Source organism: uncultured Pseudomonas sp., from assembly GCF_943846705.1.
Classification (GTDB): domain Bacteria; phylum Pseudomonadota; class Gammaproteobacteria; order Pseudomonadales; family Pseudomonadaceae; genus Aquipseudomonas.
In genome coordinates this window covers 2301968-2325886 of sequence record NZ_OX044366.1, presented here as the reverse complement: position 1 = coordinate 2325886, position 23919 = coordinate 2301968, and the positions used below count along the sequence as shown (strand labels likewise).

General features: G+C 60.2%; 21 protein-coding genes. 2 read left to right on the top strand and 19 right to left on the bottom strand.

The genetic code is table 11. The features are described from left to right. The first annotated feature begins 26 nt into the window (after positions 1-26). Complete coding sequence (locus tag Q0V31_RS10815; RefSeq protein WP_298187668.1) at positions 27-800, top strand: OmpA family protein; 774 nt, start codon at positions 27-29, stop codon at positions 798-800. Between the two features lie 210 nt (positions 801-1010). Here Q0V31_RS10815 and Q0V31_RS10810 read toward each other — a convergent pair whose 3' ends face one another. From Q0V31_RS10810 to Q0V31_RS10740, 15 genes are all read right to left on the bottom strand, one after another. Then, positions 1011-1334 carry a hypothetical protein gene (locus Q0V31_RS10810; protein WP_298187667.1) on the bottom strand — a complete coding sequence of 108 codons (324 nt, stop codon included), beginning with the start codon at positions 1332-1334 and terminating at the stop codon, positions 1011-1013. 93 nt (positions 1335-1427) lie between these two features. Continuing rightward, positions 1428-2174 (bottom strand): TIGR00266 family protein, encoded by a 747-nt coding sequence (locus tag Q0V31_RS10805; protein WP_298187666.1) that lies wholly within the window; start codon positions 2172-2174, stop codon positions 1428-1430. 212 nt (positions 2175-2386) lie between these two features. Next, the gene (locus Q0V31_RS10800; protein ID WP_298187665.1) at positions 2387-3682 is read right to left on the bottom strand and encodes a flavohemoglobin expression-modulating QEGLA motif protein; all 1296 of its coding nucleotides are present in this window, start codon (positions 3680-3682) and stop codon (positions 2387-2389) included. Between the two features lie 17 nt (positions 3683-3699). Then, complete coding sequence (locus tag Q0V31_RS10795; RefSeq protein WP_298187664.1) at positions 3700-4251, bottom strand: hypothetical protein; 552 nt, start codon at positions 4249-4251, stop codon at positions 3700-3702. Between the two features lie 30 nt (positions 4252-4281). Then, entirely contained in the window at positions 4282-4995 is a 714-nt protein-coding gene (locus Q0V31_RS10790; protein WP_298187663.1) for a TetR family transcriptional regulator, read from the bottom strand. A gap of 113 nt (positions 4996-5108) precedes the next feature. Next, a complete protein-coding gene (lysS, locus tag Q0V31_RS10785) occupies positions 5109-6611 on the bottom strand; it encodes a lysine--tRNA ligase (RefSeq protein ID WP_298187662.1) in 1503 nt (500 codons plus the stop codon). A 102-nt stretch (positions 6612-6713) separates the two neighbouring features. Then, positions 6714-7809, bottom strand: a protein-coding gene (gene prfB / locus Q0V31_RS10780; RefSeq protein WP_298191041.1) for a peptide chain release factor 2 whose coding sequence is annotated in 2 segments (ribosomal slippage) — positions 6714-7736 and positions 7738-7809 — 1095 coding nt in all. Because the reading frame shifts where the segments join, the coding sequence is not laid out codon by codon here. 186 nt (positions 7810-7995) lie between these two features. Continuing rightward, positions 7996-9042: a diguanylate cyclase gene (locus Q0V31_RS10775; RefSeq protein WP_298187661.1), complete on the bottom strand. Its 1047-nt coding sequence runs from the start codon at positions 9040-9042 to the stop codon at positions 7996-7998. Positions 9043-9119: 77 nt separating this feature from the next. Further along, complete coding sequence (locus Q0V31_RS10770; protein ID WP_298187660.1) at positions 9120-10124, bottom strand: chemotaxis response regulator protein-glutamate methylesterase; 1005 nt, start codon at positions 10122-10124, stop codon at positions 9120-9122. Beyond that, positions 10121-12373 (bottom strand): hybrid sensor histidine kinase/response regulator, encoded by a 2253-nt coding sequence (locus tag Q0V31_RS10765; protein WP_298187659.1) that lies wholly within the window; start codon positions 12371-12373, stop codon positions 10121-10123. The genes Q0V31_RS10770 and Q0V31_RS10765 overlap by 4 nt, the downstream gene beginning before the upstream one ends. Next, a complete protein-coding gene (locus Q0V31_RS10760) occupies positions 12370-13038 on the bottom strand; it encodes a chemotaxis protein CheW (RefSeq protein WP_298187658.1) in 669 nt (222 codons plus the stop codon). The genes Q0V31_RS10765 and Q0V31_RS10760 overlap by 4 nt, the downstream gene beginning before the upstream one ends. Continuing rightward, positions 13028-14269, bottom strand: a complete 1242-nt coding sequence (locus Q0V31_RS10755) for a CheR family methyltransferase (protein WP_298187657.1) — start codon at positions 14267-14269, stop codon at positions 13028-13030. Before Q0V31_RS10755 ends, Q0V31_RS10760 begins: the two co-directional genes overlap by 11 nt. Continuing rightward, complete coding sequence (locus Q0V31_RS10750; RefSeq protein ID WP_298187656.1) at positions 14266-14769, bottom strand: chemotaxis protein CheW; 504 nt, start codon at positions 14767-14769, stop codon at positions 14266-14268. The genes Q0V31_RS10755 and Q0V31_RS10750 overlap by 4 nt, the downstream gene beginning before the upstream one ends. A 2-nt stretch (positions 14770-14771) precedes the next feature. Then, positions 14772-16406 carry a methyl-accepting chemotaxis protein gene (locus Q0V31_RS10745; protein ID WP_298187655.1) on the bottom strand — a complete coding sequence of 545 codons (1635 nt, stop codon included), beginning with the start codon at positions 16404-16406 and terminating at the stop codon, positions 14772-14774. Between the two features lie 250 nt (positions 16407-16656). After that, positions 16657-17403, bottom strand: a complete 747-nt coding sequence (locus Q0V31_RS10740) for a tellurite resistance TerB family protein (protein ID WP_298191038.1) — start codon at positions 17401-17403, stop codon at positions 16657-16659. 311 nt (positions 17404-17714) lie between these two features. Here Q0V31_RS10740 and Q0V31_RS10735 point away from each other — a divergent pair, with 311 nt between their 5' ends. Beyond that, positions 17715-18386, top strand: a complete 672-nt coding sequence (locus Q0V31_RS10735; RefSeq protein ID WP_298187654.1) for a transglutaminase-like cysteine peptidase — start codon at positions 17715-17717, stop codon at positions 18384-18386. 7 nt (positions 18387-18393) lie between these two features. Here Q0V31_RS10735 and recJ read toward each other — a convergent pair whose 3' ends face one another. From recJ to gtfA, 4 genes are all read right to left on the bottom strand, one after another. Then, positions 18394-20106, bottom strand: coding sequence for a single-stranded-DNA-specific exonuclease RecJ (recJ, locus tag Q0V31_RS10730; protein WP_298187653.1), 1713 nt, complete (start codon positions 20104-20106; stop codon positions 18394-18396). A 144-nt stretch (positions 20107-20250) separates the two neighbouring features. Then, complete coding sequence (locus Q0V31_RS10725) at positions 20251-20790, bottom strand: YaeQ family protein (RefSeq protein ID WP_298187652.1); 540 nt, start codon at positions 20788-20790, stop codon at positions 20251-20253. A 35-nt stretch (positions 20791-20825) separates the two neighbouring features. Further along, on the bottom strand, positions 20826-22013 hold the full coding sequence (locus Q0V31_RS10720) for a GGDEF domain-containing protein (RefSeq protein ID WP_298187651.1): 1188 nt from the start codon (positions 22011-22013) through the stop codon (positions 20826-20828). A 385-nt stretch (positions 22014-22398) separates the two neighbouring features. Then, positions 22399-23841 carry a sucrose phosphorylase gene (gene gtfA / locus Q0V31_RS10715; RefSeq protein ID WP_298187650.1) on the bottom strand — a complete coding sequence of 481 codons (1443 nt, stop codon included), beginning with the start codon at positions 23839-23841 and terminating at the stop codon, positions 22399-22401. Between the last annotated feature and the right edge of the window lie 78 nt (positions 23842-23919).

Here is a 23919-nt window from a genome sequence, read left to right as displayed (position 1 = left end):
ACCTGCCTCCCATGAGGAATCAGATCATGCATAAACACATCATGCTTCCCGCCCTATTCATTCTCAGCGCAGGCCTTACCGCGTGCGCAACGCCCCCTAACGACAACCTTGAGCAGGCCCGCGCCAACTACGCCAATCTGGAAAGTGACCCTCAATCACTCAAGCTAGCGGCCCTGGAAACCCAGGCAGCCGAGAAGACCCTAGACAATGCCGACCAGGCTTATCGCGAGGGTGAAGACGAAGAGTCCGTCGACCAACTGGCCTATGTGGCCAACCAAAAAGTCGAACTCGCCAAACACACCATTGCGCTGAGAATTGCCGAACAAAAGCTCGGCAATATGGCCAACCTTCGTGCACGCGCACGCCTTGAGGCACGCGACGCGCAAATCCGTAGCTTGCAGGAGTCAATGCAAGCCAAGCCAACCGAGCGCGGCGCGATGATTACCTTTGGGGATGTGCTGTTCGACCTGAACAAGGCTGATTTACGACCCAGCGCCTTCGGTAAAGTGCAGACCCTCGCGCAATTCCTTAAGGACAACCCGGAGCGCAAGGTGCTCGTGGAAGGCTTTACCGACAGCACCGGTTCAGACCAATACAACCTAGAACTGTCCCAGCGCCGCGCTGATGGGCTAAAACACGCACTGGCTCGCCAGGGTGTGGACATCAACCGCATTGCTACACGCGGCTTCGGTGAGGAGTATGCGCTTACCGACAACAGCACTCCGGCAGCACGCGCGATGAATCGTCGTGTCGAGGTGACTGTATCTAACGGTGCCGATGCAGTGGCGCCACGCCGCTAAGGCGCTAAGCGCAAATAAGACGTTACTTTGGCGATGGCAGCGACCTGAACAACAGCCGCAACCCTAGCGGTACTCAGGTCGCTGAGTTGCATTGCTGTAAAAGCAGACAACGCGGCCATCCATACACACGCACCTGCACACGACTGGCCACCTCTGCACCGACAGGTAAAGCGACGCTAAGGCTAACGCGGACGCGCCAGCGCCGTTGATTTACTGAGCGATAGCCGGAGCGCTTTCGTCCACACAACGTACGGCCTGCTTGCGCTGGTCGACCAGCACACCGCTCAGCCCCTTCTGCTCCAGGTCAAACATCACCAACACGCTATCGATGCACTGAGCCACCTGGCTAGCAGGTTTGAGCGAGACCTTGTAGTCCTCACCCGGAACAGTCTTGAGCATGGTGAACTCGGACAGCAGCAAGGCATCCTCCGGTTTGGCGATATGCAGGTAGCCGTAATAGCTGAGCACAGCCACTGTGGCGCAGATGCTGCCGATAGCGGTAAGGATCAGCGGGACAGGGTTCACTTCACTCATAACAGACTCTCGGGGTTAACAATGGGCGGGCTGAGCATTAGGCGGCGCAGCTTGCAACAAACCCAGGCACCTGAAAAGTCCCAGATTGCCGCATTACTTGCCGCCAGCACGCACTTCCTCGCGGGCCTTGAAGGTCGCCTCGTAAATACGTTCGGCCAGCCGTGAAAACGGCAGACTCTGCACCCACACGGTGCCGGTGCCCTTGAGCGTGGCCAGGAGAATACCTTCGCCACCAAACAGCATGCTCTTCAGCCCGCCCGCCAGGGCGATGTCGTAATCGATACCGCTGGTAAAGGCCACCAGGCAACCGGTGTCCAGGCGCAGGGTTTCTTTGTTTAGCTGCTTGCGAATAACCGTACCGCCGGCATGCACAAAGGCCAGGCCGTCACCTTCAAGCTTTTGCAGGATAAAACCTTCACCGCCGAAGAACCCCGCCCCCAGGCGTTTGTTAAAGCTGATGCCGACTGCTGTGCCGTAGGCCGCGCAGAGAAAGGCGTCCTTCTGACAGATCAGCGTACCGCCATGCTCGGCCAACTGAATCGGCACCACGGTGCCGGGGTAAGGAGCAGCAAAAGCCACCCGGGCCTGGGCTTTGCCGGCATTGGAAAAATGCGTCATAAACAGCGACTCGCCCGTCAGCATGCGCTTGCCCATGCTCCATAGCTTGCCCAGCACACCCGCAGCCGCGCCATCGCCCATGCGCGTTTCAAAGTGGATGCCGTCGGTCATGTAATTCATCACCCCAGCCTCGGCGATCACCGTTTCACCGGGATCGAGAATGATCTCCACACTCTGCGCGGAGGCCCCAAGAATTTCGTAGTCGAGTTGATGGCTGGGCATGCGGCGGCTCCTGACCAATTAGACGAGGGTTCTGTGCCTGCGAAGGCTGCCCCGGATTTCCATCCGGGTTACAGCGCCCCTAACTTAAGGGCTAGGAGCGTAACGAGCGAAGAGCAGGGCCGCGCCCGTTCCCTACGAGTAGCGGCATTTCCCACATCCATGTGGGTCACAAGGTCTGCACGCCGCATAACGCGCGAAGCCCGCAGTAGCTACTAGAGGATATTGGCGTAGTCGGCTTCGATGCGATCCAGGCTCAGGTGATTGAGGAAGTTAGAGAAACACATCCAGGCCGACAACGAGTTGAGGTCGCTGAACTGCGGCGGCAGGTACTTGGGCGCGACGACTAACCCTTCATCCACCAACTGGCTCAGCGAGCGCATGTCCTCGAGGGTGGTCTTGCCGCAGAACAACAGCGGAATCTGCTCCAGCTTGCCTTTGCGCACGGCCAACTGAATGTAGTTGTAAACCATGATAAAGCCTTTCAGGTAGGACAGGTCCTTGGTGAAAGGCAAACCGCTAGGGGTTGAGCCGCGGAACACCCGGTTAGCATTGCTGTAGCTCTGCTCCTGGCTGAAACCCTGCTCGCGGTAGAAGTCGAATACTTGCAGAAAATCTGCGCCCTCTTCAGCCATATGAATGGCGCGGGTACGGTTGGTCAGTTTGCGCAAACGGGTTGGGTAAGAGGCGAAAGCAATCACCTCCATGAGGATCGCCAGACCTTCCTGGGTCACAGTCGAAGATGGCGGGCCTTTGGCCAGAAAGGTGCAAATTGGCTGATTCTGCCCATTCAGGGTGGTTGCCACATGCACCAAGCCTTCGTGCACTTCCAGGGCCTTGACGTCACGCTCGTTGAACATCGCATCGGCGCGGATCTTGATGTAATCGGCACCCGCCGCCGCATCAGCCAGAATACCGTCGGACTCGAACACCCGAATGGTCTCTTCCGCCTCGCCAAACACCTTGTTTAAGCGGTGCTGCAGCAGGTTGACCGCCTCTTTGGCGGTCAAGGTCTTGGCCTCATCCTTGAGGTCACCGCGCTGGTCGATGTTGTTGAGGAAGTCCGAAAACATCAGGCCAAGATCGGCCAGCGTCGGATCACCGGCGTGGAAGGCATCGGACGCCGCGCCGTAGAGTTCCTGACTGATCAGGCCAAAATCTTCGGTGCCGCGCGCTTCAAGCATACGGATGACCATGCGGTACTCGCGGCACATGCGCCGCATGATCTTGCCCACCGGGTTGAACTGGCCGAGCTGACGGGTGATGTCGCGCTCAATATTCTGAAACTCCAGCTTCTTCCCTGCCGCATCAAAGGGCAGCGGCCGACTGGCGTAGTAGGCACGGTCGACGGCGGGTAATTTTTTACCCTTGTGCTTGAGAAACTCGCTACGAATCGAGTCGTCCCACTTCACCGCATCCAGGACACGAATCGGTGTTTGCGCCTCAACCAAACGATCGGACAGTGCACGCACAACCAACTGATAATCGTCCAACTCGGTATGACTGTTCATGCGTTCCCCATTCCCCACTAATCGCCCACACGCTGATAGCGCGCGACTTCAACAAACACATCCGAATTAGCATGATCGTCGAGGTAGCCGAATACCTGCTCCAGCGGGCTGCTGATTAGCACGCCGTCGCCTTCCGCCGCCTCGACCAACTCACCCTGCAACACGCCCTGCTCCACCTCCTGGAGGATGCGATCGACATCCAGGTTGTAGATCACCAGTTCGTTGTCAGTGGTCAGCTCAAAGCCGGCAATGGCGAAATTCGCCCCCAAACTTTTCGGCAACCCCGCTGACAGGTACCAGCGCCGACCATGATGAGCCACGGTAAAGCCATATTCTTCAACGCCTTGCAGGTTATCCAAGCTGTCGATATAGGCTCGCGCCTTGTAGACGTTGGAGCCGGCCCGAGTGATTTGCAGATACTGCTGCTCGCCCCACTCATTCTTGCGCGACCACTCGCCAAGCAGAGGAATTGGGGCGGCTTCATGGGCGGGGATTGGGTCCTTGAAGGTAACCAGGCAGCCACCCAGCAACAGGAAGGACACGGCAAGCAGCACGCGCCAGGCGTTCATTAGACTCTCCTTGTGAGCGAGTTGACCGGACTAGAGGCCCAGTACCAAGTGCATATAACGTTTAAGCATGGCCAACATCTCCTCACTGTCCAGATGATCGACACCATCGAGCAGGCCCTGATATTCCATGCGTACGATAATCGCCGTCAACAGCTTGGCATCCTGCTCCGCGTGCTGCGAACCCAGCACCTCGAAGAAGTGCGTCACGCCCTGTAGCAGAATTTGTCGATGGGCACGCACCAACCCGCGCAAGCGTGGATTGAGCAAGGCCTCCTGCTGAAAGGCCTGCTCCGCCAGCAGGTGCTCACGGCGGCTCGACAACTGCTCACGCACGTATTCCACGGCCAACCGGGCGATTTCATTGGCCAGCCGCCGCCGCGCTTCGGCGCTACCATCCAGGTTGCTCACCTGCTCACGCAGCAAGCCCTCGGTGCCCTGCCAAAACTGCCCCATATGCGCCGCACTGCGCTCGACGAACTGGGTGAAGGTATCGCTGATCAGGTCATTAATATCTTTGAAGTAATAGGTCGTGGCCGACAACGGCACCGCGGCCTCGGCCGCTACGGCGCGGTGACGCACAGCGCGCACGCCATCACGCACGATAATGCGCATGGCCGCATCGAGAATAGCCTGACGGCGCTGCTCGCTGCCCTGACGACTGGCTTTGCGGCCCTGGTATTGAACGCTCTCAGCGATGGCATTGGCCACCAGGGTGGCGCTTTCTTGGGCGGGCTTGGCTGTCACAGCAGGGCAATCCTCTGGCGGTTATTCACAGTGACCTATGACTTAGTCAGTAAATCGCAAAAAACATCCCATTGCAGGCAATAAAAAGCCGCCCGTAGGCGGCTTTTTAAGCATCAGGCTTGCGGGCGCATATGCGGGAACAGGATCACGTCACGAATCGACGGTGAGTTGGTCAACAACATCACCAGGCGGTCAATACCGATGCCTTCCCCTGCGGTCGGCGGCATGCCGTACTCCAGCGCGCGCACGAAGTCGGCGTCGTAATGCATGGCTTCATCGTCACCGGCGTCTTTATCGGCCACCTGCGCCATAAAGCGCTCGGCCTGATCTTCGGCATCGTTCAACTCGGAGTAGGCGTTGGCGATCTCGCGGCCACCGATAAACAGCTCGAAGCGGTCGGTGACGTTGGGGTTTTCGTCGTTGCGACGTGCCAGCGGCGAGACCTCGAACGGGTACTGAGTAATGAAGTGCGGCTGCTCCAACTTGTGCTCGACCAGCTCTTCGAAAATCATCACCTGCAGCTTGCCCAGACCTTCGAAGCCGAGCACCTTGGCCCCGGCTTGCTTGGCGATAGCGCGGGCCTTGTCGATGTCCTGCAGATCGGCAGCAGTGATTTGCGGGTTGTACTTGAGGATCGAGTCGAACACCGACAGGCGCACAAACGGCTCGCCGAAGTGGAACACCTTGTCGCCGTACGGCACGTCAGTCGAACCCAGCACCAGCTGCGCCAGCTCGCGGAACAGCTCCTCGGTCAGGTCCATGTTGTCTTCGTAGTCGGCGTAGGCCTGGTAGAACTCGAGCATGGTGAACTCGGGGTTGTGCCGAGTCGAAACGCCTTCGTTACGGAAGTTGCGGTTGATCTCGAAGACCTTCTCGAAGCCGCCAACCACCAGACGCTTGAGGTACAGCTCCGGGGCGATACGCAGGAACATTTCCATGTCCAGCGCATTGTGGTGTGTTTCAAACGGCTTGGCCGCGGCACCGCCGGGGATGGTCTGCAGCATCGGCGTTTCCACTTCAAGGAAGTCGCGCTGCATCAGGAAGCTACGGATGTGCGCGATCACCTGCGAGCGCACGCGGAAGGTCTGACGCACGTCTTCGTTGACGATCAGGTCAACGTAACGCTGTCGGTAGCGCTGCTCGGTGTCGGTCAGGCCGTGGTGCTTATCTGGCAGCGGGCGCAGTGACTTGGTCAGCAGGCGCACTTCGGTCATTTCGACGTAGAGGTCGCCCTTGCCGGAACGGGCCAGGGTGCCCACGGCGGAAATGATGTCGCCCATGTCCCAGGTTTTCACTGCGGCCAGGGTTTCTTCGGACAGGGTCTTGCGGTTGACGTAGACCTGAATACGCCCGGTCATATCTTGCAGCACCATGAACGAGCCACGGTTGAGCATGATGCGCCCGGCCACTTTGACCGGAATCGCGGCCTCGGCCAGCTCTTCCTTAGTCCTCTCGGCGTACTGTTTCTGCAGGTCGGCACAGTAGCAGTCACGGCGAAAGTCGTTAGGGAAAGCGTTGCCCTGCGCACGGATGGCAGCAAGCTTTTCTTTGCGCTGGGCAATCAGCTTGTTTTCTTCCTGTTGCAGTTCGTGTTGGTCGAGTTGTTGGTCGCTCATGGTCGTTCGTCTGTCCTGTAAATCGTTGGTTGGGCACAGGCCCGGCGGGTGGTTGGGCAGCGCGTGGCACACCCCAACTGGCCTAAAACCATCACGCGGCGGTTAGAGCCCTTGCTTCAGGCTCGCCACCAGGTATTCGTCGATATCGCCGTCGAGCACTTTGTCGCAGTCACTGCGCTCGATGTTGGTACGCAGATCCTTGATCCGCGAGGCATCGAGTACATAGGAGCGAATCTGGTGCCCCCAGCCGATATCCGACTTGGTGTCTTCCAGCGCCTGGGAGGCTTCGCGGCGTTTCTGCATTTCCAGCTCGTACAACTTGGCCCGCAACATTTTCATCGCGGTATCGCGGTTGGCGTGCTGGGAGCGTTCGTTCTGGCAGCTGACCACCGTATTGGTCGGTACGTGGGTGATACGCACCGCCGAGTCGGTGGTGTTTACGTGCTGACCGCCCGCGCCCGAGGAGCGGTAGGTGTCGGTGCGCAGATCCGCCGGGTTGATGTCGATTTCAATGTTGTCATCGATTTCCGGCGAGACGAACACCGCGGTAAACGAGGTGTGGCGACGGTTGCCGGAGTCAAACGGGCTCTTGCGTACCAGGCGGTGTACGCCAATCTCGGTGCGCAGCCAGCCATAGGCGTACTCGCCCTTGATGTGCAGGGTTGCGCCCTTGATCCCGGCGACTTCGCCAGCGGACAGTTCCATGATGGTCGCATCGAAGCCGCGCTTGTCGGCCCAGCGCAGGTACATGCGCAGCAGGATGTTGGCCCAGTCCTGAGCCTCGGTACCGCCGGAGCCGGCCTGGATATCCAGGTAGGCGTTGTTGGGGTCCATCTCGCCACGGAACATACGGCGGAATTCGAGTTTTTCGAGGATGTCGCGCAAGCGCTCGACTTCGGCAGCCACATCATCGGCAGCGGCTTGGTCGTCTTCTTCGGCGGCCATTTCCAGCAGGTCACGCGAGTCGCCCAGGCTACCGTGCAGGTCATCCAGGGTGTCGACGATCAATGCCAGTGCGGCACGCTCGCGGCCCAGGTTCTGCGCGTATTCGGGGTTATTCCAGACGTTAGGGTCTTCGAGCTCGCGGTTTACTTCGACCAGACGATCATGTTTGTGATCGTAGTCAAAGATACCCCCGAATGGTTTGGGTGCGCTCGGACAGGTCCTTGATGCTGTTGAGGATCGGGTTGATTTCCATGGCGTTCAGCACTCGCAGGCGATTGAGGTGTACAGCGGCCTTGTGCGGTCCGGCCAGCACGCCTGATGGCTACTGAGCGGACACGGCAACCTGACCGTGGCCCCGAAGTTTTAGAAAAGCCGGCGAGTATACCCCAGTCAACGCGCTGCTGGCAGCCCACGACGAATGCCGTCCAGCCGGATAGCCTCAGCCAACCTCAGGCCGGCGCACCTTATCCGGCTCGGCAACGCCCACTTGGTTACGCCCATTCTGCTTGGCCAGGTACAAGCCACGGTCGGCCAGTTCGACCAGGTCGGTAGGGGCCATATCGCTCCGCGGGGTGAGCGTGGCAACGCCCAGGCTGATGCTGACGGTGGAGTCCTGGGTCGGCTGCTCATGGGGAATCGCCAAAGCCTGCACACAAAGCCGGACCTTCTCTGCCAGTAAGCGCGCGCCGCCACGCGAAGTGCCCGGCAGAATCATGACGAATTCCTCACCGCCATACCGCGCCGCCAGGTCCGAAGAGCGGTTGCACATGTCACTCAGGCAGGTGGCCACCTGGCGCAAGGCCTCATCACCCTCGACATGGCCAAAGCGATCATTGAAGGCCTTGAAGTAATCGACATCAATCATCAGCAGCGACAACTCGCTTTGCTCACGCAGCGCGCGCGCCCACTCACTGTTCAGGCAGTCATCGAAATGCCGACGGTTAGCCAGGCCCGTGAGCCCGTCAGACCTCATCAAGCGTTGCAACACCAGATTGGCCTCGAGCAATTGCTGCTGGCTCTCACGCAACGCACGAAAAGCTTCATCGCGCTGCTGCAAGGCCAAATAAGAGCGTGAGTGGTAACGAATGCGCGCCACCAGCTCAATCACATCGGGCAGCTTGACCAAATAGTCGTTGGCCCCGCGGGAGAATGCCGCGCTCTTGACCTTGGGGTCTTCCTTGGTCGACAGCACGATAATCGGCACATCTTGCAGGGTGCTGCGGCTGCGGTACTCGGCCAGCAATTCAAGACCGTCCATGCCTGGCATGACCAAGTCTTGCAGGATAACCGTTGGCTTGATCTGTTCTGCCAGGCTGACGGCCTGCAGAGGATCAGAGCAGAAATGAAAAGAAATATTCGCCTCAGTCGCCAAGGCCCTGCGCACAGCCTCACCAATCATCGCTTGGTCATCGACCAGTAAGACCATCAACGGAGCCGATACCGATGCACCCTCCTGAGCACCGTAAAACTGAGGATCACTACGCATACCACTTACTCCAGGCGTATTGCCCTTAACTGTCATAAATCCTGCAACATCCGACACCACTTAACCCTCTCCAGCTGTTAATCAAACAGCGTCACGAGACGCCGGCCAATCTCGGCCAACGGTAATATTTCCACTGCAGCGTCAAGCTGCGCAGCCGCTTTGGGCATGCCATACACCGCACAACTGGCCTGATCCTGAGCAATGGTCAGAAAGCCACCCTGGCGCATGTTCAGTAACCCCTGAGCACCATCGCGGCCCATGCCCGTGAGCAATACGCCTATCGAGTCGCCCTTCCAGTTAGCCACCACGCTGTCAAAAAAAACATCGATCGACGGCCGATAAATATGCGTGCTGGGCTCGGCGCTGTAGGTCAGCTGGCCATTACGCTGCATGATCAGGTGATCATTAGTGCCAGCCAGCAACACGCTGCCGGGTTGCGGCACATCGCCGATGCGGGCCAAACGTACCGGCAGCGGTGACTCGCTGGCCAACCATTGCGCCATGCCGGCAGCGAAGGTTTCGTCCACGTGCTGCACCAGCACAATGGCGGCGGGGAACCCAGGCGGCAATTGCTTGAGCAGCTCGACTAAGGACGCCGGGCCACCCGCCGATGCACCAATAACCACCAGCCGCTGGCGGCAACTGCTACTCTCACGCGGGATCGGCTCGGGGGCTTTGCGGACATTTTTTTGCCCCAGCAGCAGGTCCAAATTATGAATCTTGCGCAACAGTGTGGCGGCATCCGGCAACTGCGCTTCGCCCAGCGCCGGCGTCGCGACGACATCCAGCGCGCCATGCCCCATGGCCTCGAACACACGGCTAACATGCCGTTCGACATCCGAGGTGACGATCAAGATGGCGCAAGGGGTCTGGGCCATAATCTGGCGGGTGGCTTCCACGCCATCCATTTCAGGCATCAGCAAGTCCATCAACAGCAGGTCCGGGGTGTCTTCAGCACAGCGCTGCACAGCCTCCACGCCACTGCCCGCCACCCAGACCACCTGATGCTCGGGGGCGCGCGCCAACGTGCGACGCAACGCCTCCACTGCCAGCGGCATATCGTTGACTATTCCGATTCTCATCCCTGTGCCTCGCCTATTAATATCTGCACCGCATCAAGCAGCGCTTCATCATGAAAGCTGGCCTTGGCCAGGTAGTAATCCGCGCCGGCATCCAGCCCACGGCGACGGTCTTCCTCGCGATCCTTATAAGACACCACCATCACCGGCAACGTGCGCAGACGGCTATCACGGCGCAGTAACGTCACCAACTCGATACCGTCCATGCGCGGCATGTCGATATCAGTAATCAGCAAGTCGAAGTGTTCGTCACGCAGCGCATTCCAGCCATCCATACCGTCCACGGCGACCGCGACCTCGTAGCCACGACTGAGCAACAGCTTGCGCTCAAGCTCACGCACCGTCAGGGAGTCATCGACCACCAACACGCGCTTACGGGCGGCCTGCTGAACGCCCTGGCTGCGTCGATCAACCCGCTCCAGATGGCCGCTGCCCAAGAGTTTGGCAATTGAGCTGAATAAGTCTTCAACATCCAGAATCAGCACCGGCGAGCCGTCATCCAGCAAGGCGCCGGCTGCCACATCGCGAATTTTTCCTAGCCGGGCATCAAGTGGCATGACCACCAAGGTGCGCTCGCCAATAAAGCGCTCCACGGCAATGCCGTAAAGGTGTTCGCGCTCGCGGATCAACACCAGTGGAATGCCGGCGTCTTCAGTACGCCCCTCGGGACGTTGCAATAACTGGCTAGCAGAAATCAGGCTGACATGCCGATCGCCGTGCCAGAAGTGCTGACGGCCTTCTAGCTGCACCACATCCTCTGCGCTCACCCGCAACATGTGTTCGATATGCGCCAAGGGGAAGGCGTAGGCTTCACCGGCAACTTCCACCACCAGGCTACGCACCACTGAAAGCGTCAGCGGCACTTGCAGGATGAAGGTACTGCCCTCTCCGCGACGATGCTCTAGGCGCACGCTGCCGCGTAACTGGCGCAACTCGTGTTGCACCGCATCGAGCCCCACCCCTCGCCCGGACACCTCGGTGACCTGCTCACGCAGGCTAAAGCCCGGCAAGAACAGAAAGGCCAACAGCTCGTCTTCGCTCAGCCGGGTGGCCGTCTCCGCGCTGGCAAACTGGCGCGCAACCACCACCTCGCGCAGGCGCTCGACGTCGATCCCGGCACCGTCATCGCTGAGTTCCAGCACCAGCATGCCGGCACGGTGACGCGCGCGCAGCAGCAGTCGCCCTTCCTCGGGCTTACCCTTGCGAAGACGCAACTCGGTCGGTTCGATGCCGTGGTCAACCGCATTACGCAGCAGGTGAGTCAACGGCGCGTCCAGGCGCTCAAGTACATCGCGGTCAACTTGCGTAGCCTCCCCTTCAATATCCAGTCGCACCTGTTTTCCGAGAGAGCGGCCCAGATCACGCACCATCCGCGCGCGCCCGACCAGACCATCGGCCAGCGGGCGCATACGCGAAGCCAGTGCGGCATCGTAGAGAGAGCGGCTACGCAGGCCACCCTCCCAAGCAAACTCTTCAAAGGCATCGGAATGCACCTGCAGCAACTGCTGGCACTCGGCCAATTGCGCCCTGGTTTCCTCCAGCAATGCTTGCGCCTGAGGCTCTAGGTCGCTGCTTAGGGTTAAATCGCGCACGCTATCCAAGGTCCGCCGTAGCGCTGACTGCTGGCGCTTGAGCCGTTGCAACGAGTCGGTCAGCGGTTGGATCCGCTGAAACTCGACCAGCGCTTTCCCTGACATGTCCAATAAGTGATCAAGTCGCTCAGCCGAAACTCTAAGTACGCGCCCACGGCCATCTTCAAGCAGCTCTTCTGCAGGCTCTGGCGCAGCAACCGGCGCGGTGGCGGCTGGCTCCTGCACTACCGGCGCTGCGGCAGTCGCACGCCCCAGCGCAGGCACCGCAATTGCCAGTTGCTGCTCCAGCAAGGCCACCAGTTGCTCAATCCGCTCGGCCGGCGGGGCATCGGCAATAGCCTGCGCGCCAACCCGGCGTAATAGATCGGTGCCCTGCAGCAACCCGTCGATGTGCTCAGGCAGCAAGCGCAGCAGGCCTTCCTGCGCGGCCACCAGCAGGTCCTCCATGGCGTGGGCGACCTTCACGCCGTCATCCAAACCGACGATACGCGCCGCGCCTTTGAGCGAATGCGCCGCACGCATACAGGCTTCCAGCTGCCCCGCATGGTTGGGCTCACGCTCCAGCACCAATAAGCCGGCATCCAGCACCTGGGCCTGGGCATCCGCCTCCATGCGGTAGAGTTCCAGCAACGAGACATCCCTCATCTGATCGGGCGTCATGCGAAACTCCTGCTCATGGCCTGCTGCAACAGCTCATCATCAAGCAGGGTAATGCTGCGCCCCTGCCACTGGAATACACCGCTGGCAAACTGACTGACCGCCAGGCTGCCGTCACGCACAGCAGGTCGCACACTGTGCAACGCAATCGCATGAATGCCCTCCACTTCATCGACCGGCACTACCACCGGCCCGCCTTGTCCGGCCAAGATCAGCATGCGCGCAATCACCCGCTGAGCCGAAGCCGGTGCCGCGCCTGGCGGAATACCCAGGAGTTCGCCAAGTGATAGGCAGGCCACCAGCGTGCCACGCACATTGCTCACGCCCAACAGGCTGCGTGAGCGCTGGTGGGGTAAGGCGTGAATCGGCATCTGCGCCACCACCTCGACCAGGCCGCGCGTTGCCAGGGCCAGCCATTCATCGGCAACCCGGAACAGCAGCAGCGAACAACGCTCGACAAGCGGCTCGTCTACGACTTGCTCAACATCGTCTTGCTCTGCCGCATAACGCTCAAGCAGGCGGAGAGCGGCAGCGGCGTGCACCTCACAATTGCGGCAGTGCACGTGTTCGGGCAAGCGCTCACAGCTCTTATCGCCCCGAACGCCAATACGGTTCCAGCAATCATCGATACCTGCGGCGCTCTCCGTCAGTATCACGTTATCGCTCATCGCGCTTCACTCCAGAAGGGCTCGCCCGGTTGGCCCGCTGCTGCAGACGCTTGGCACCGTCATGGTCACCCCGCGCACCCAGCAGAGCGGCCAAGTGCACCAGGCTCTCAACATGTTCAGGTTCAAGGTAGAGCGCTTTGCGGTAGTAACCCTGGGCAACGTCGTCCAGGCCCGCCATGTCATTGAGCAGGCCCATCCAGTAAAACGCCTCGGCGCTGGGACCGTGCGCCAGCAGATAACGCTCACAGCCTTGGAGAGCCTCGGCACTGCGGCCGGCATCTGCCAGCTGAGCAATCCTGCCCAGCGCACTGGCCGCTTCGTCGAGCGGTGCGGCGGGTGCGGCGAAGCGAGCAGGCAGCACACGAGGTGCAGGCGCAGGTCGGGGCGGACGAATCGGCGCAGGCGCGATCACGCGCGGCGCCGCTTTCAAGGCAGGTGCCGCCAGCTCACGGCGGAAGGCAAAGGTCAGCGGCGCACCCAGCGCGTGCATACCGCGCTGGGTGAGCAAGCTGGCCTCGGCAGGCCCGACAAAGAAGGTGCCATCGGCGTGCAGCAAGCGCTGCAGCCCATCAAGCACTGCATGCTGCGTGGGCCGATCAAAGTAAATCAGCAGGTTGCGGCAGAAAATAAAATCGAAGGGGGCTTCGCCGCCCAGCACGTGGCTATCCATCAAGTTGCCACAGCGCAGCTTGACCCGCTCGCGCACCCGCGACTGCAACTGAAAGCCGTTGTCAGTGGCGTCGAAGTAACGCTCGCGAAAAGCTAAACCCTGACCGCGAAAGGAATTGCGCCCGTAGTGCCCCAGGCGCGCCAACTCGACTACCTTGGCGCTGACGTCCAGCGCCTCGACCTGAAACGCCGCCGGGGCGAAGCCGGCATCCAGCAGGGCCATGACAATCGAATACGGCTCCTCACCACTGGAGCACGGCAGGCTGAGCACGCGCAGCGGACGGCTGCCAGCCAGCGCGGCCTTGCGTTTAAGCGCCAAGTCGACCAATGCGACAAACGATTCCGGGTAGCGGAAAAACCAGGTCTCCGGCACCACAACCGCCTCGACCAGCGCCTGTTGCTCGGTCTTTGAGCGCTCTAAGTGCAACCAGTAATCGGCATCCACTGAAACGCTCTGAGCCTGCATACGCTGGCGAATTGCCCGTTCGATCACCAACCGCCCAACCGACTCTGCCTCCAGGCCGATCAGCTGCTTCAGCAAGCGCTCCACCTGAGCAATCACGAGGCGACGCCCGCGTCCGGGAACAGCAGCGCGCAGACATCCGCAGGCAGCAACCCGGCGACCTCGATGCGCTGCAGCAGCCCTTGAGGGGATTGCTGTACACCGCCCAGATAATGCGCCTCACCGGCGCCCAGCCCCGAATCACGGAAGGCACTGGCCGGCAGGCGCAGGGTGTCGGTGGCTTTTTCCAGAATCAGGCCAAGCACGCGGTTGGCCGGACGGTAATGCACCAGCACCAAGCGGGTACTGGCCAGTGCAGCGGCGGGCCGGCCACAGGCACGCACCAGCAGATCAATCACCGGTACCAATGCCCCACGGTACTCAAAGCCCCCGGCGACCCACGCCGGGGCTTGCGGAAAGGCCTTCAGGCGGCGCAACGGCAGCACTTCCGCGATCTCATGCACATCCAGCGCATAGCGGTCCTGATCCAAGCTAAACAGCAAATAAAGCCCGCCCGCCTCGCGACTGAGAGACGCCTGACCGGCACTCGGGCTGTCCATGCTCAGACCTTGAATCGGCTGACGCCGCTGCGCAGGCTACCGGCCACCTGGTTCAGCTCATCAATCGCCGCGCCCGCCTGGCGCAGCGAGTCGACTGTCTGCCCACTGGCTTCGCTGAGCTGCACCAGTGCCTGGTTAATCTGCTCGGCACCCGTCGCCTGGGCTTGCATCCCCTCGTCCATCATCTGTACGCGGGGCGCCAAGGCCTGCACCTGATGAATGATCTGCGACAGTTGATCACCGACCTGGGTCATCTCGCTATTACCGCGGCGCACCTCTTCGGAGAATTTATCCATGCCCATGACCCCCGCCGACACCGCCGACTGAATCTCGCGCACCATCTGCTCGATGTCGTAGGTGGCGACAGCGGTCTGGTCGGCCAACCGTCGTACCTGAGTGGCGACAACGGCAAAGCCGCGACCGTACTCGCCAGCTTTCTCGGCCTCAATGGCGGCGTTCAGGGACAACAAGTTGGTTTGATCCGCCACTTTGACGATGGTGGTCACCACATGATTGATGTTGCCGGCTTTCTCATTAAGGATCGCCAGCTTGGCATTCACCACATCGGCGGCGCCCACCACGTGACGCATGACATCTTCCATGCGGGCCAGGCCCAGCTGGCCGGAGCCGGCGAGCACCGAGGTGTGTTCAGCGGTGCCAGACACTTCACTCATGGTGCGCACCAGGTCGCGTGAAGTGGCGGCGATTTCACGCGAGGTTGCGCCAATTTCCGTCGTCGTGGCGGCGGTTTCGGTGGCGGTGGCTTGCTGCTGCCGAGAGGTCGCTGCGATTTCGGTGATCGACGTGGTCATCTGCACCGCCGACCGCTGCGCCTGGGCCACCAGCGTCTTCAGCTCCCCAGCCATGCTATTGAAGCCTTGCTCGATGGCATTGAACTCATCGCGCCGGCCCATATCAAGGCGCGCGGAAAGATCACCCGAGCCGAGCAATTTGAAGGTCTCTACCACCGCATCAATGGGCCGGCTAATCGCTCGCTGCAGGCTCACCGAGCTCAAAGCTGCCACGCCGAGGACAATCAAAATTGCCAGCACCAAGCTCAGCTTGGTCAGCTCAACGTCAGTGACAATCTGCTGCACCGCGCGCTCGGCATATTGCCGGTTCAGCTCAAACAGTTGAGTCAGAGCCGCACGCGCCTCCAGCCAGGCGGGGGTCAGTTGTTCACGGGTCAGTTGGGAAGCCTCGGCATCGCGGCCAGCGGCAACCAACTCAAGTAATTGCGCATGCAGCGCCAGATACTGATCACGCTTGACCAAGAAATTTTGCGCATCAAGTCGTTCCGGCTCAGTGCTGATGGTCGCTTGGTAGGCCCTCCAGTTTTTATCCAGACGCTGAGTCAACTCGGCAAAGGCCTTGCTCGCATCAGCGCCCGCGTGCTGCCTGGTTTCATCATCCTGACTGGCCATCAGCAGGCGCTGGCTCTCCAACAGATGGTCAGCCCAGGCCAACCGCGTCAACCCGGCAAACTCCATACCCGGCGCCGCCGATGTGCGCACATTAATGGCCGCCTGTTCAACCGTGGCCAAGCGGTAATAAGCCGTGGCGGAAAGCAATAAAAGAATTACCACCACAACCGAAAAGCTCGCGATGATGCGTTGCCGGACAGTCCAATTCTTCACAATATTCCCCAATCGGTTAAACGCACCCGGCCAGCCATATGCTGATCGCGCGTAGAAATGGTGCGACTCTAGAGTTTGCCTCACTCAGCGGCAAGCACTGAAATTCCAGAGTGCGCAGAGACCATGAGGCTCAACCTAAGGTCTGCGTCGCCGACGGCCAACTGAGGTTTATTCAACCGGCAAGCGCCGTAACAGGTCGGCCAGCTCGCGCATGCCGCTCAAGCCGCCTCAGCCAACGGGCGCTGCACGCTTAACCGGCCAACAGCTCCTGGCGCACCTGTGCCTCAAGCTCGACCTTGAGGGCGGGGTCCAACTTGAGCTGGCGGGCCAACTCTTCGAGGTAGGCGCGCTCCATAAAGTGCTCTTCATCGACCATCAACACACTGGCCACATACATCTCTGCGGCCATTTCCGGGCTGCTGGCGGCGCGGGCGATTTCAGCGGGGTCCAGTGGCTTGTTGAGCTCAGCCTGCAGCCAATGCTGCAGTTCGGCATCACCGGTTAGTTTGAGCAACTCACCTTCGAGCAATTGCCGCTCGCGGGCATCGACATGGCCATCGGCTTTCGCCGCAGCCACCAGCGCCTTGAGCACCGCCTGACTATGCAGCTCGGCCTCTGGCGCGGGCAGACGATCGAGGGTTTGTGGCTCGCCTTGCGGCGCATTGGCCTGCTGCGCCTGCCAGTTGCCATAGGCCTTGTAGGCCACGACACCGAGCGCAGCCAGGCCGCCGTAGGTAAGCGCCTTGCCACCCATTTTGCGTGCACTTTTGTTGCCCAATAGCAGCCCCAAGGCCCCAGCCGCCAGCGCGCCACCCCCGGCACCTTTGAGCAAAGTGGCCAAATCACCACTCTGGCCACCTTTGCCAGCAGCACCAAGCAAACCGCCCAAACTGCCCGCCAGGCCGCCTGAGCCACCAGCAGAGCCGCCGGCGGATTTCTGTTGCAAGAGGTCTTGGCCGGATTTCAACAACTGATCAAGTAGCCCACGGGTAATCATCACGCGCTCTCCCTAAAAATACGGTGCAGGTACATGGACTGATTCTAGAGAGCGAGGTTTCCCGCCACCCAACCCAGAATGCTTCGAAAGATTGCTAGCAGGCGTCAATCTTAGAAAAAAGCGGCCACTCGTCGGTTAGCCGGCACAAAACGGGGGAAACAGTGGTCAGAATCACGCTTCACCACTGACTGATCTATATTTGACGTCAGTAGGATGGCACGACAGCCCTTAGGGTGTCCGGCAAGGATGACAGACACAACACTCTGTAACGGCAAAAGGCTAGCAATCGCCAACGCCGGAGACCTTGCATCATGCAGTTACGCGTCACCCGCCTCGCCCGCCCCTTACTGCGCAGCCTAGTCGCCAGTTGCTGGCTGTTCAGTCCCGCACTGCTGGCTGAGACGCCGGCAAGCCACAACAGCGGGTTCTCAACAGCTTTGCACGACGCACGTCTGGTGAGCTGGCACAGCCTGGTCGACAACTCCGCCGATGACGACGAACGTGCCCAGCTGGAGCGGGTCAACCAGTTCATCAACCGTGCGGTGAGCTTTGTCAGTGATCAGCAGGCGTGGGGAGAGGAGGATTACTGGGCCACGCCGGCACAGACCCTCAGCCGCAGCCAAGGTGACTGTGAAGATTTCGCCATCGCCAAATACTTCAGCCTGGTGCGCATGGGTGTGCCCAGCGAGAGACTACGCCTGACCTTCGTCAAAGCGCTTACGCAGAACCAGGCGCATATGGTGCTGGCGTATTACCCCAGCTCCAGCGAACAGCCGCTGATCCTCGACAACCTTAATCCGCACATTCTTCCGGCCAGCGAGCGTAGCGATCTGCTGCCGGTGTATTCCTTCAACAGCCACGGCGTATTTCTCGCCAAAACGCCGCAACGGGTCAGCCAGCCAGCGCAGTTTCTCACGCGCTGGAGTGAGCTAAGCGAGCGGGCGCTGGCCGATGGCTCGGCCGCACCCTCACCACAGAGTTAGGCGCTGCTCAGCGCGGGCTGATATGGGCGATCAGCAGCTGCACAGACTCCTGCCCACGAAACTCATTCACATCCAGCTTGTAGGCCAGCTCAACCCAGCGCACGGTGGGGTTTGGCCAGATCTCACGATCCACGCCAAAAGCAATGCCATCCAGCTGCACGCTGCCGCATTCGCTTTTCAGCACCACCTTGAGGTGCCGCTCGCCGACCACGCGCTGCTGCACCAGCTGGAACACGCCATGGAACAGCGGCTCGGGAAAGTGCTGGCCCCACGGCCCGGCATTGCGCAACTCCTTGGCCAGCGGCAAATGGAACTCTTCAATGGACAAGGCACCATCGGACAACAAGCGCCCGGTGAGGTCATCCTCACACAGCTGGCGACGCACTTCGGCATCGAAGGCGGCGGCAAAATCGGCGAAGTTGGCCGCTGGCAGGGACAAGCCGGCAGCCATGGCATGCCCACCAAACTTGCTGATCAATTGCGGATGCTTAGCAGCCACCGCATCCAGCGCATCACGGATATGGAAGCCCGGCACCGAACGCGCCGAACCTTTGAGCACGCCATCGCCGGCATCGGCAAAGGCGATGGTCGGGCGGTGATAGCGCTCTTTCATGCGTGAGGCGAGGATACCGATCACCCCTTGATGCCAATCGGCCTCGAACAGGCACAGGCCGAAGGGCATGTCTTCCAGCGGCAAGTCCTTGAGCTGCGCCAGGGCCTCGCGCTGCATGCCCTGCTCAATCGCCTTGCGATCCTGATTGAGTTGATCCAGCTGCACGGCCATGTCGCGGGCCAGGGCTTCGTCTTCACAGAGCAGGCATTCGATGCCCAACGCCATGTCATCCAGGCGCCCCGCCGCATTCAGCCGGGGGCCAAGGATAAAGCCGAGGTCGGTGGAGGTGATGCGCCGATGGTCGCGCCCGGCCACTTCGAGAATCGCGCGCAAACCCGCGCGCGCTCGGCCAGCACGAATCCGCGCCAGGCCCTGATGCACCAAAATACGATTATTGGCGTCCAGCGGCACCACGTCGGCAACGCTGCCCAGGGCTACCAGATCCAGCAGCTCGCCCAAATTCGGCTCGGGCCGCTGCGCGGTGAACCAGCCCATATCACGCAAGCGCGCGCGCAGGGCCAGTAGCACGTAGAACATCACGCCAACCCCAGCCAGCGCCTTGCTGGGGAACTCGCAGCCCGGCTGGTTGGGATTGACGATGGCATCCGCCGCCGGCAACTCGGCACCGGGCAAGTGGTGGTCGGTGACCAGCACAGTCAAGCCAGCGGCTTTGGCCGCCGCCACGCCTTCAACGCTTGAGATGCCGTTATCCACGGTGATCAACAGCTGCGGCTGACGCTCCAGCGCCACCGCGACGATCTCCGGGGTGAGGCCATAACCGTATTCAAAACGGTTGGGCACCAGGTAATCGACATGCGCCGCGCCGAGCATGCGCAAACCCAGCACGCCGACCGTACTGGCGGTCGCGCCGTCAGCATCGAAGTCACCGACGATCAACATACGCTGGCCCTGCTCGAGCCCCTGCACCAGCAAATCGACGGCCGCATCCATGCCCTTGAGCTGCTGATAAGGAATCAGCCGCGCCAAGCCTTTATCCAGCTCAGCCGCCGATTGCACGCCACGGGCGGCATACAAACGGGTCAACAGCGGCGGCAGAGCGCCCAGATCGGGCAGCGTGGCGGGTAACGGGCGGGCTTCGATACGCATCAGGGTTCCGGTACAGACTAAGGCAGGGCATACATAGGCGCGGCCTTGGCCGCGGAGCCGTAGGATGGGTTGAGCCTGCGATACCCATCATTAGCGGAACTTGATGGGTATCGCTGCGCTCAACCCATCCTACCAAGGCAAGATTTAGCGTTCGCCAATCAGCCACTCGATCGGCAGCTCATGCTGACCGCGCTCATCGGTGACGAACAGTTCGCCGTCGCTGATCATCACGCTCCAGTTCAAGGAACGCGGCATATCCAAGGCCAGATTGGCCAATGCGTCCTGATCCAGCGCTACTACGTTGATGTTTTTCAGGGTGCGCACCGGGTCCAGCTCTTTGGTCTGCCATACGCGCAGGTTGCCGTAAGCCACCAAGCTGAATTTTTCGGTACGCCGCGAGCACCAGGTCATGCGTTCGCTGTCCGGCTGGCCGACTTCGATCCAGTGCAGCACGCGGTCATCCAGGCTTTTTTCCCACAATGCCGGCTCGTCTACATCGGACAAGCCACGACCAAACGCCAAGTGCTCGTGATAGAACAAGGCATAGCCGATCAAGCGCGCGGCCAAGCGCGTTTCAGTTTCCGAAGGGTGCTTGGCCACGGTGAAGCGCAGGCTTTCATAGACGCTGCGGTCCATGTCGGTGAGGTTCAGCTCGATTTTGTAGGTGGTTGCTTGCAGAGCCATAACACAGGTCGTCGCTAGAAAAAGTGGCCGACAGTCTAACGGAAACGCCGCACCTGTACCGTTTTCTTGACGTCATTGTGCGCATACAGATCAGCCACCACCACGCGATCCCGACCGTTATTTTTGGCTTGATACAGCGCACCATCGGCCAGCGATAAGAGCCGTGATATATCCAAACGCGCCGAACTCGCACAGGCAATGCCAATACTGGCGCTCATGGCGCCTTGCGCCTGAACACGCTGCTTGAACGCCAGCCGAATCGCCTCAGCAACGGCCACAGCCCCATCCCGATCAGTCTCCAGCAGACACGCGAACTCTTCACCGCCAATGCGTCCAAATATGTCATGCGGTTTTAGGCTGTCGCGCAAAGCCTGGGCAAAGCATTGGATCACCCAATCGCCTACGGGGTGACCCAGCCGATCGTTAATTTGCTTAAAGTTGTCCAAGTCACACACCAGCAGCGCCAGCGGTCTGGGCTGTTCGGCAATGCTCTTGAGCAAGTTTTCAACTGAATGGGTAAAGGCGCGGCGGTTGCCGATGCCGGTTAACGGATCGGTTAATGAGGCTGCACGGTAATGCACCTCAGCACGCTCTTTCACCAGCGACAGGGCAATAAAGCCGGCCCCCACCGAATAAAGCATGCTTTCAATCAACACCCAGCCAAAAAACGCACTACTGCCGTTATTGAGCGGCGAGCCGGAGTCGGCCAACAGGCGCATGAGATAAAACCCGCAGTGGCTACCGAGCAAGAGTGTTGCCGGCACAATCGATAGACCTTGCTTGCGTGGCATACGCAATAGTTCAAACAGCGTGGCCACCATGTACAGCACCACTAGGCCGCAGAACAGCGCCAAACGCAGGGACGTTGACTGAAGGAACACGGGCCACAGACCAAGCAAACACCACAGCGATGCGCCTGCCAACAGCAGCACTAAAGGCACTCGGCGACCGACAAATGCGCACATCCCGGCCCAGTACATGGCCACTGCCAGCAACACCAAAGCGTTGCCCAAGACAATCGAGAGTGTATCGATGCCCACCCCGCGCAAGGCGGTCACTACAATGCCGGCGGCAGTTATTAACAGTGAGCTGCCCATCCACAACAGCGTGCGCTCAACCCGGCCACGCCACCACGTAGAGATAAGCAAGCCGCCGCACAGGCCCATCACTAACGTATTGGCCACCAACAGGGTGGGTATATCCAGAATCATAAGCTCACTCACGGCATCCGGCCGGGCACATTTAGGCGGCAGTATAGCAATGTGCCTGCATGCTCTTGGTGAGCAAAAACCGCCGCGCCGGATAGTACAAAAAGTGATAAAGGCCTATCACCCTACAACTACAGCGCGACGACCTAGGCTGATGCCGAGCTTTGTAGGCAACGCCAGCATGCGCACTCAAGCACTTGCTGGATTAAACCTGACCTGGCTGGGCAGCTTGATCGCGGGTTTATTTGTGTCACGCATTTGAGCGAAGCTCGGCGCGCAAACGCTCAAGGTCGAGTGAGCCCATAGCGGCGGCCCGCTGCGCAGACTTCCTTAGGGCACATCCTGGCGATGGTTTGGCCGTCGCGTAACAAGCCAGCGCTCACCTAACCAGCAAGACGACTCAACAACGTATTTGCTGCTCGCAGCCACTCTCAGGGTCGCGGTAATCGATAATTGCCTGGCAGGTGCTCAGGTCAACATACAGCCGGCAATAATGCTCGCCATGCCGCCAGGCCATGGCCACGCTGCTTTCGCTGGACTGGTTCAATTCAAAACGCCCAGCAAATGCCGGGTGGCTATTGCGCAGGCGCATCAGCGTTAACAGCCGCTGCACCAGCGGCTGCTGCAGCGCCACCTCGGCCTCGTCCACACTGTAATAGCGCCGATTGACATCACGCGCCTCACCGGTCGCGGCACACAGCTCAAAATCATTACAGCCGGCGAGCAAGCCGACGTAGTAAACCTGTGGAATCCCCGGGGTGAAAAACTGGATGGCACGCGCGGCGATGTAGGCTTCGTCATTGCGCAGCAACGCTTCGTAAAAGGTGCAGGTGAGCTGATAAATCGCCCCCACGCTGTGCGCACTGACCGCCGAACGACGCATGATCGGGTCGGCACTACGGGTCGAGACTTCATCGACGAGAAAACGAATTTCCGCTTCCGGCAGCATGCTTTCCACATCCGGAATGCAGATGCCGTCGTGGGTATCGAGCACGGTGATCTGGTTGCGCGGGCACATGCGCAGCCACTGCTTCAGGTACCGGCTGCTGCCAGCGAGAAACGCATGCAGCACCAGTGGCGGCAGGGCGAACGCATAGGGCCGCATGTGTCGGCGCGAGATGGCGTATTGGTAGCTGATGTGGTCGTGCACCTCGGGCAGCATCTCGGCACCGTACTTCTCGCCGGTCTCGCGAAACCAGTCGAGGATGCGGTACACGTCCGGTTCGACCAGAAAGCAGCTGCTGCCAATTTTCTTGGTGGTGTAACCAAACGCATCGAGGCGGAACAGCTTGACCCCGCGCGCGGCGAGAAAGGCCATGTACTGCTCCATCAGCTGATAAGTCAGCGGGGAGTCGTAGTTGAGGTCAATCTGCCGCTCGGTAAAGGTGCACCACACCCGGCATGTCTGACCATTGGCCAGCTGCACATCGCGAAACGGCTCTTTCTCTTTGCGGATATGGATCTTGCCCAGGTCTTCCAGGCTGATTTCACCCAGCGTATCGACCTGCACAAACAGCTCGGCGTAGGCCGAGTCCTGGCCATGGGCAACAAAATCGAGAAACTCTGGCGACTCATCGGCAATGTGGCTGATCACCAGATCGACGCACAAATCGAAACGGGCCGAGATGCGCTCGACATCCGCCCAGTCACCGTAGCGCGGGTCGACCTGCATATGGGTTAAGGGCGAGAATCCACCGTCGGCGTTCGAGGGGTACATGGGCAATAAATGCACGCCACCGACTGCATCGGCCAGGTGCCGATCCAGTAACGCGTAGAGGCTACTGAGGTTGCCACCCAAACGATCTGGATAGGTGATCAACTGGACCGCGTTGCGCAATGCCATGCCCACTCCTTACTCGCTGGTACAACGGCCTACTACTGCAGCAGGACTGTCATTGACCTTAGCGAGACATGCTGGTCA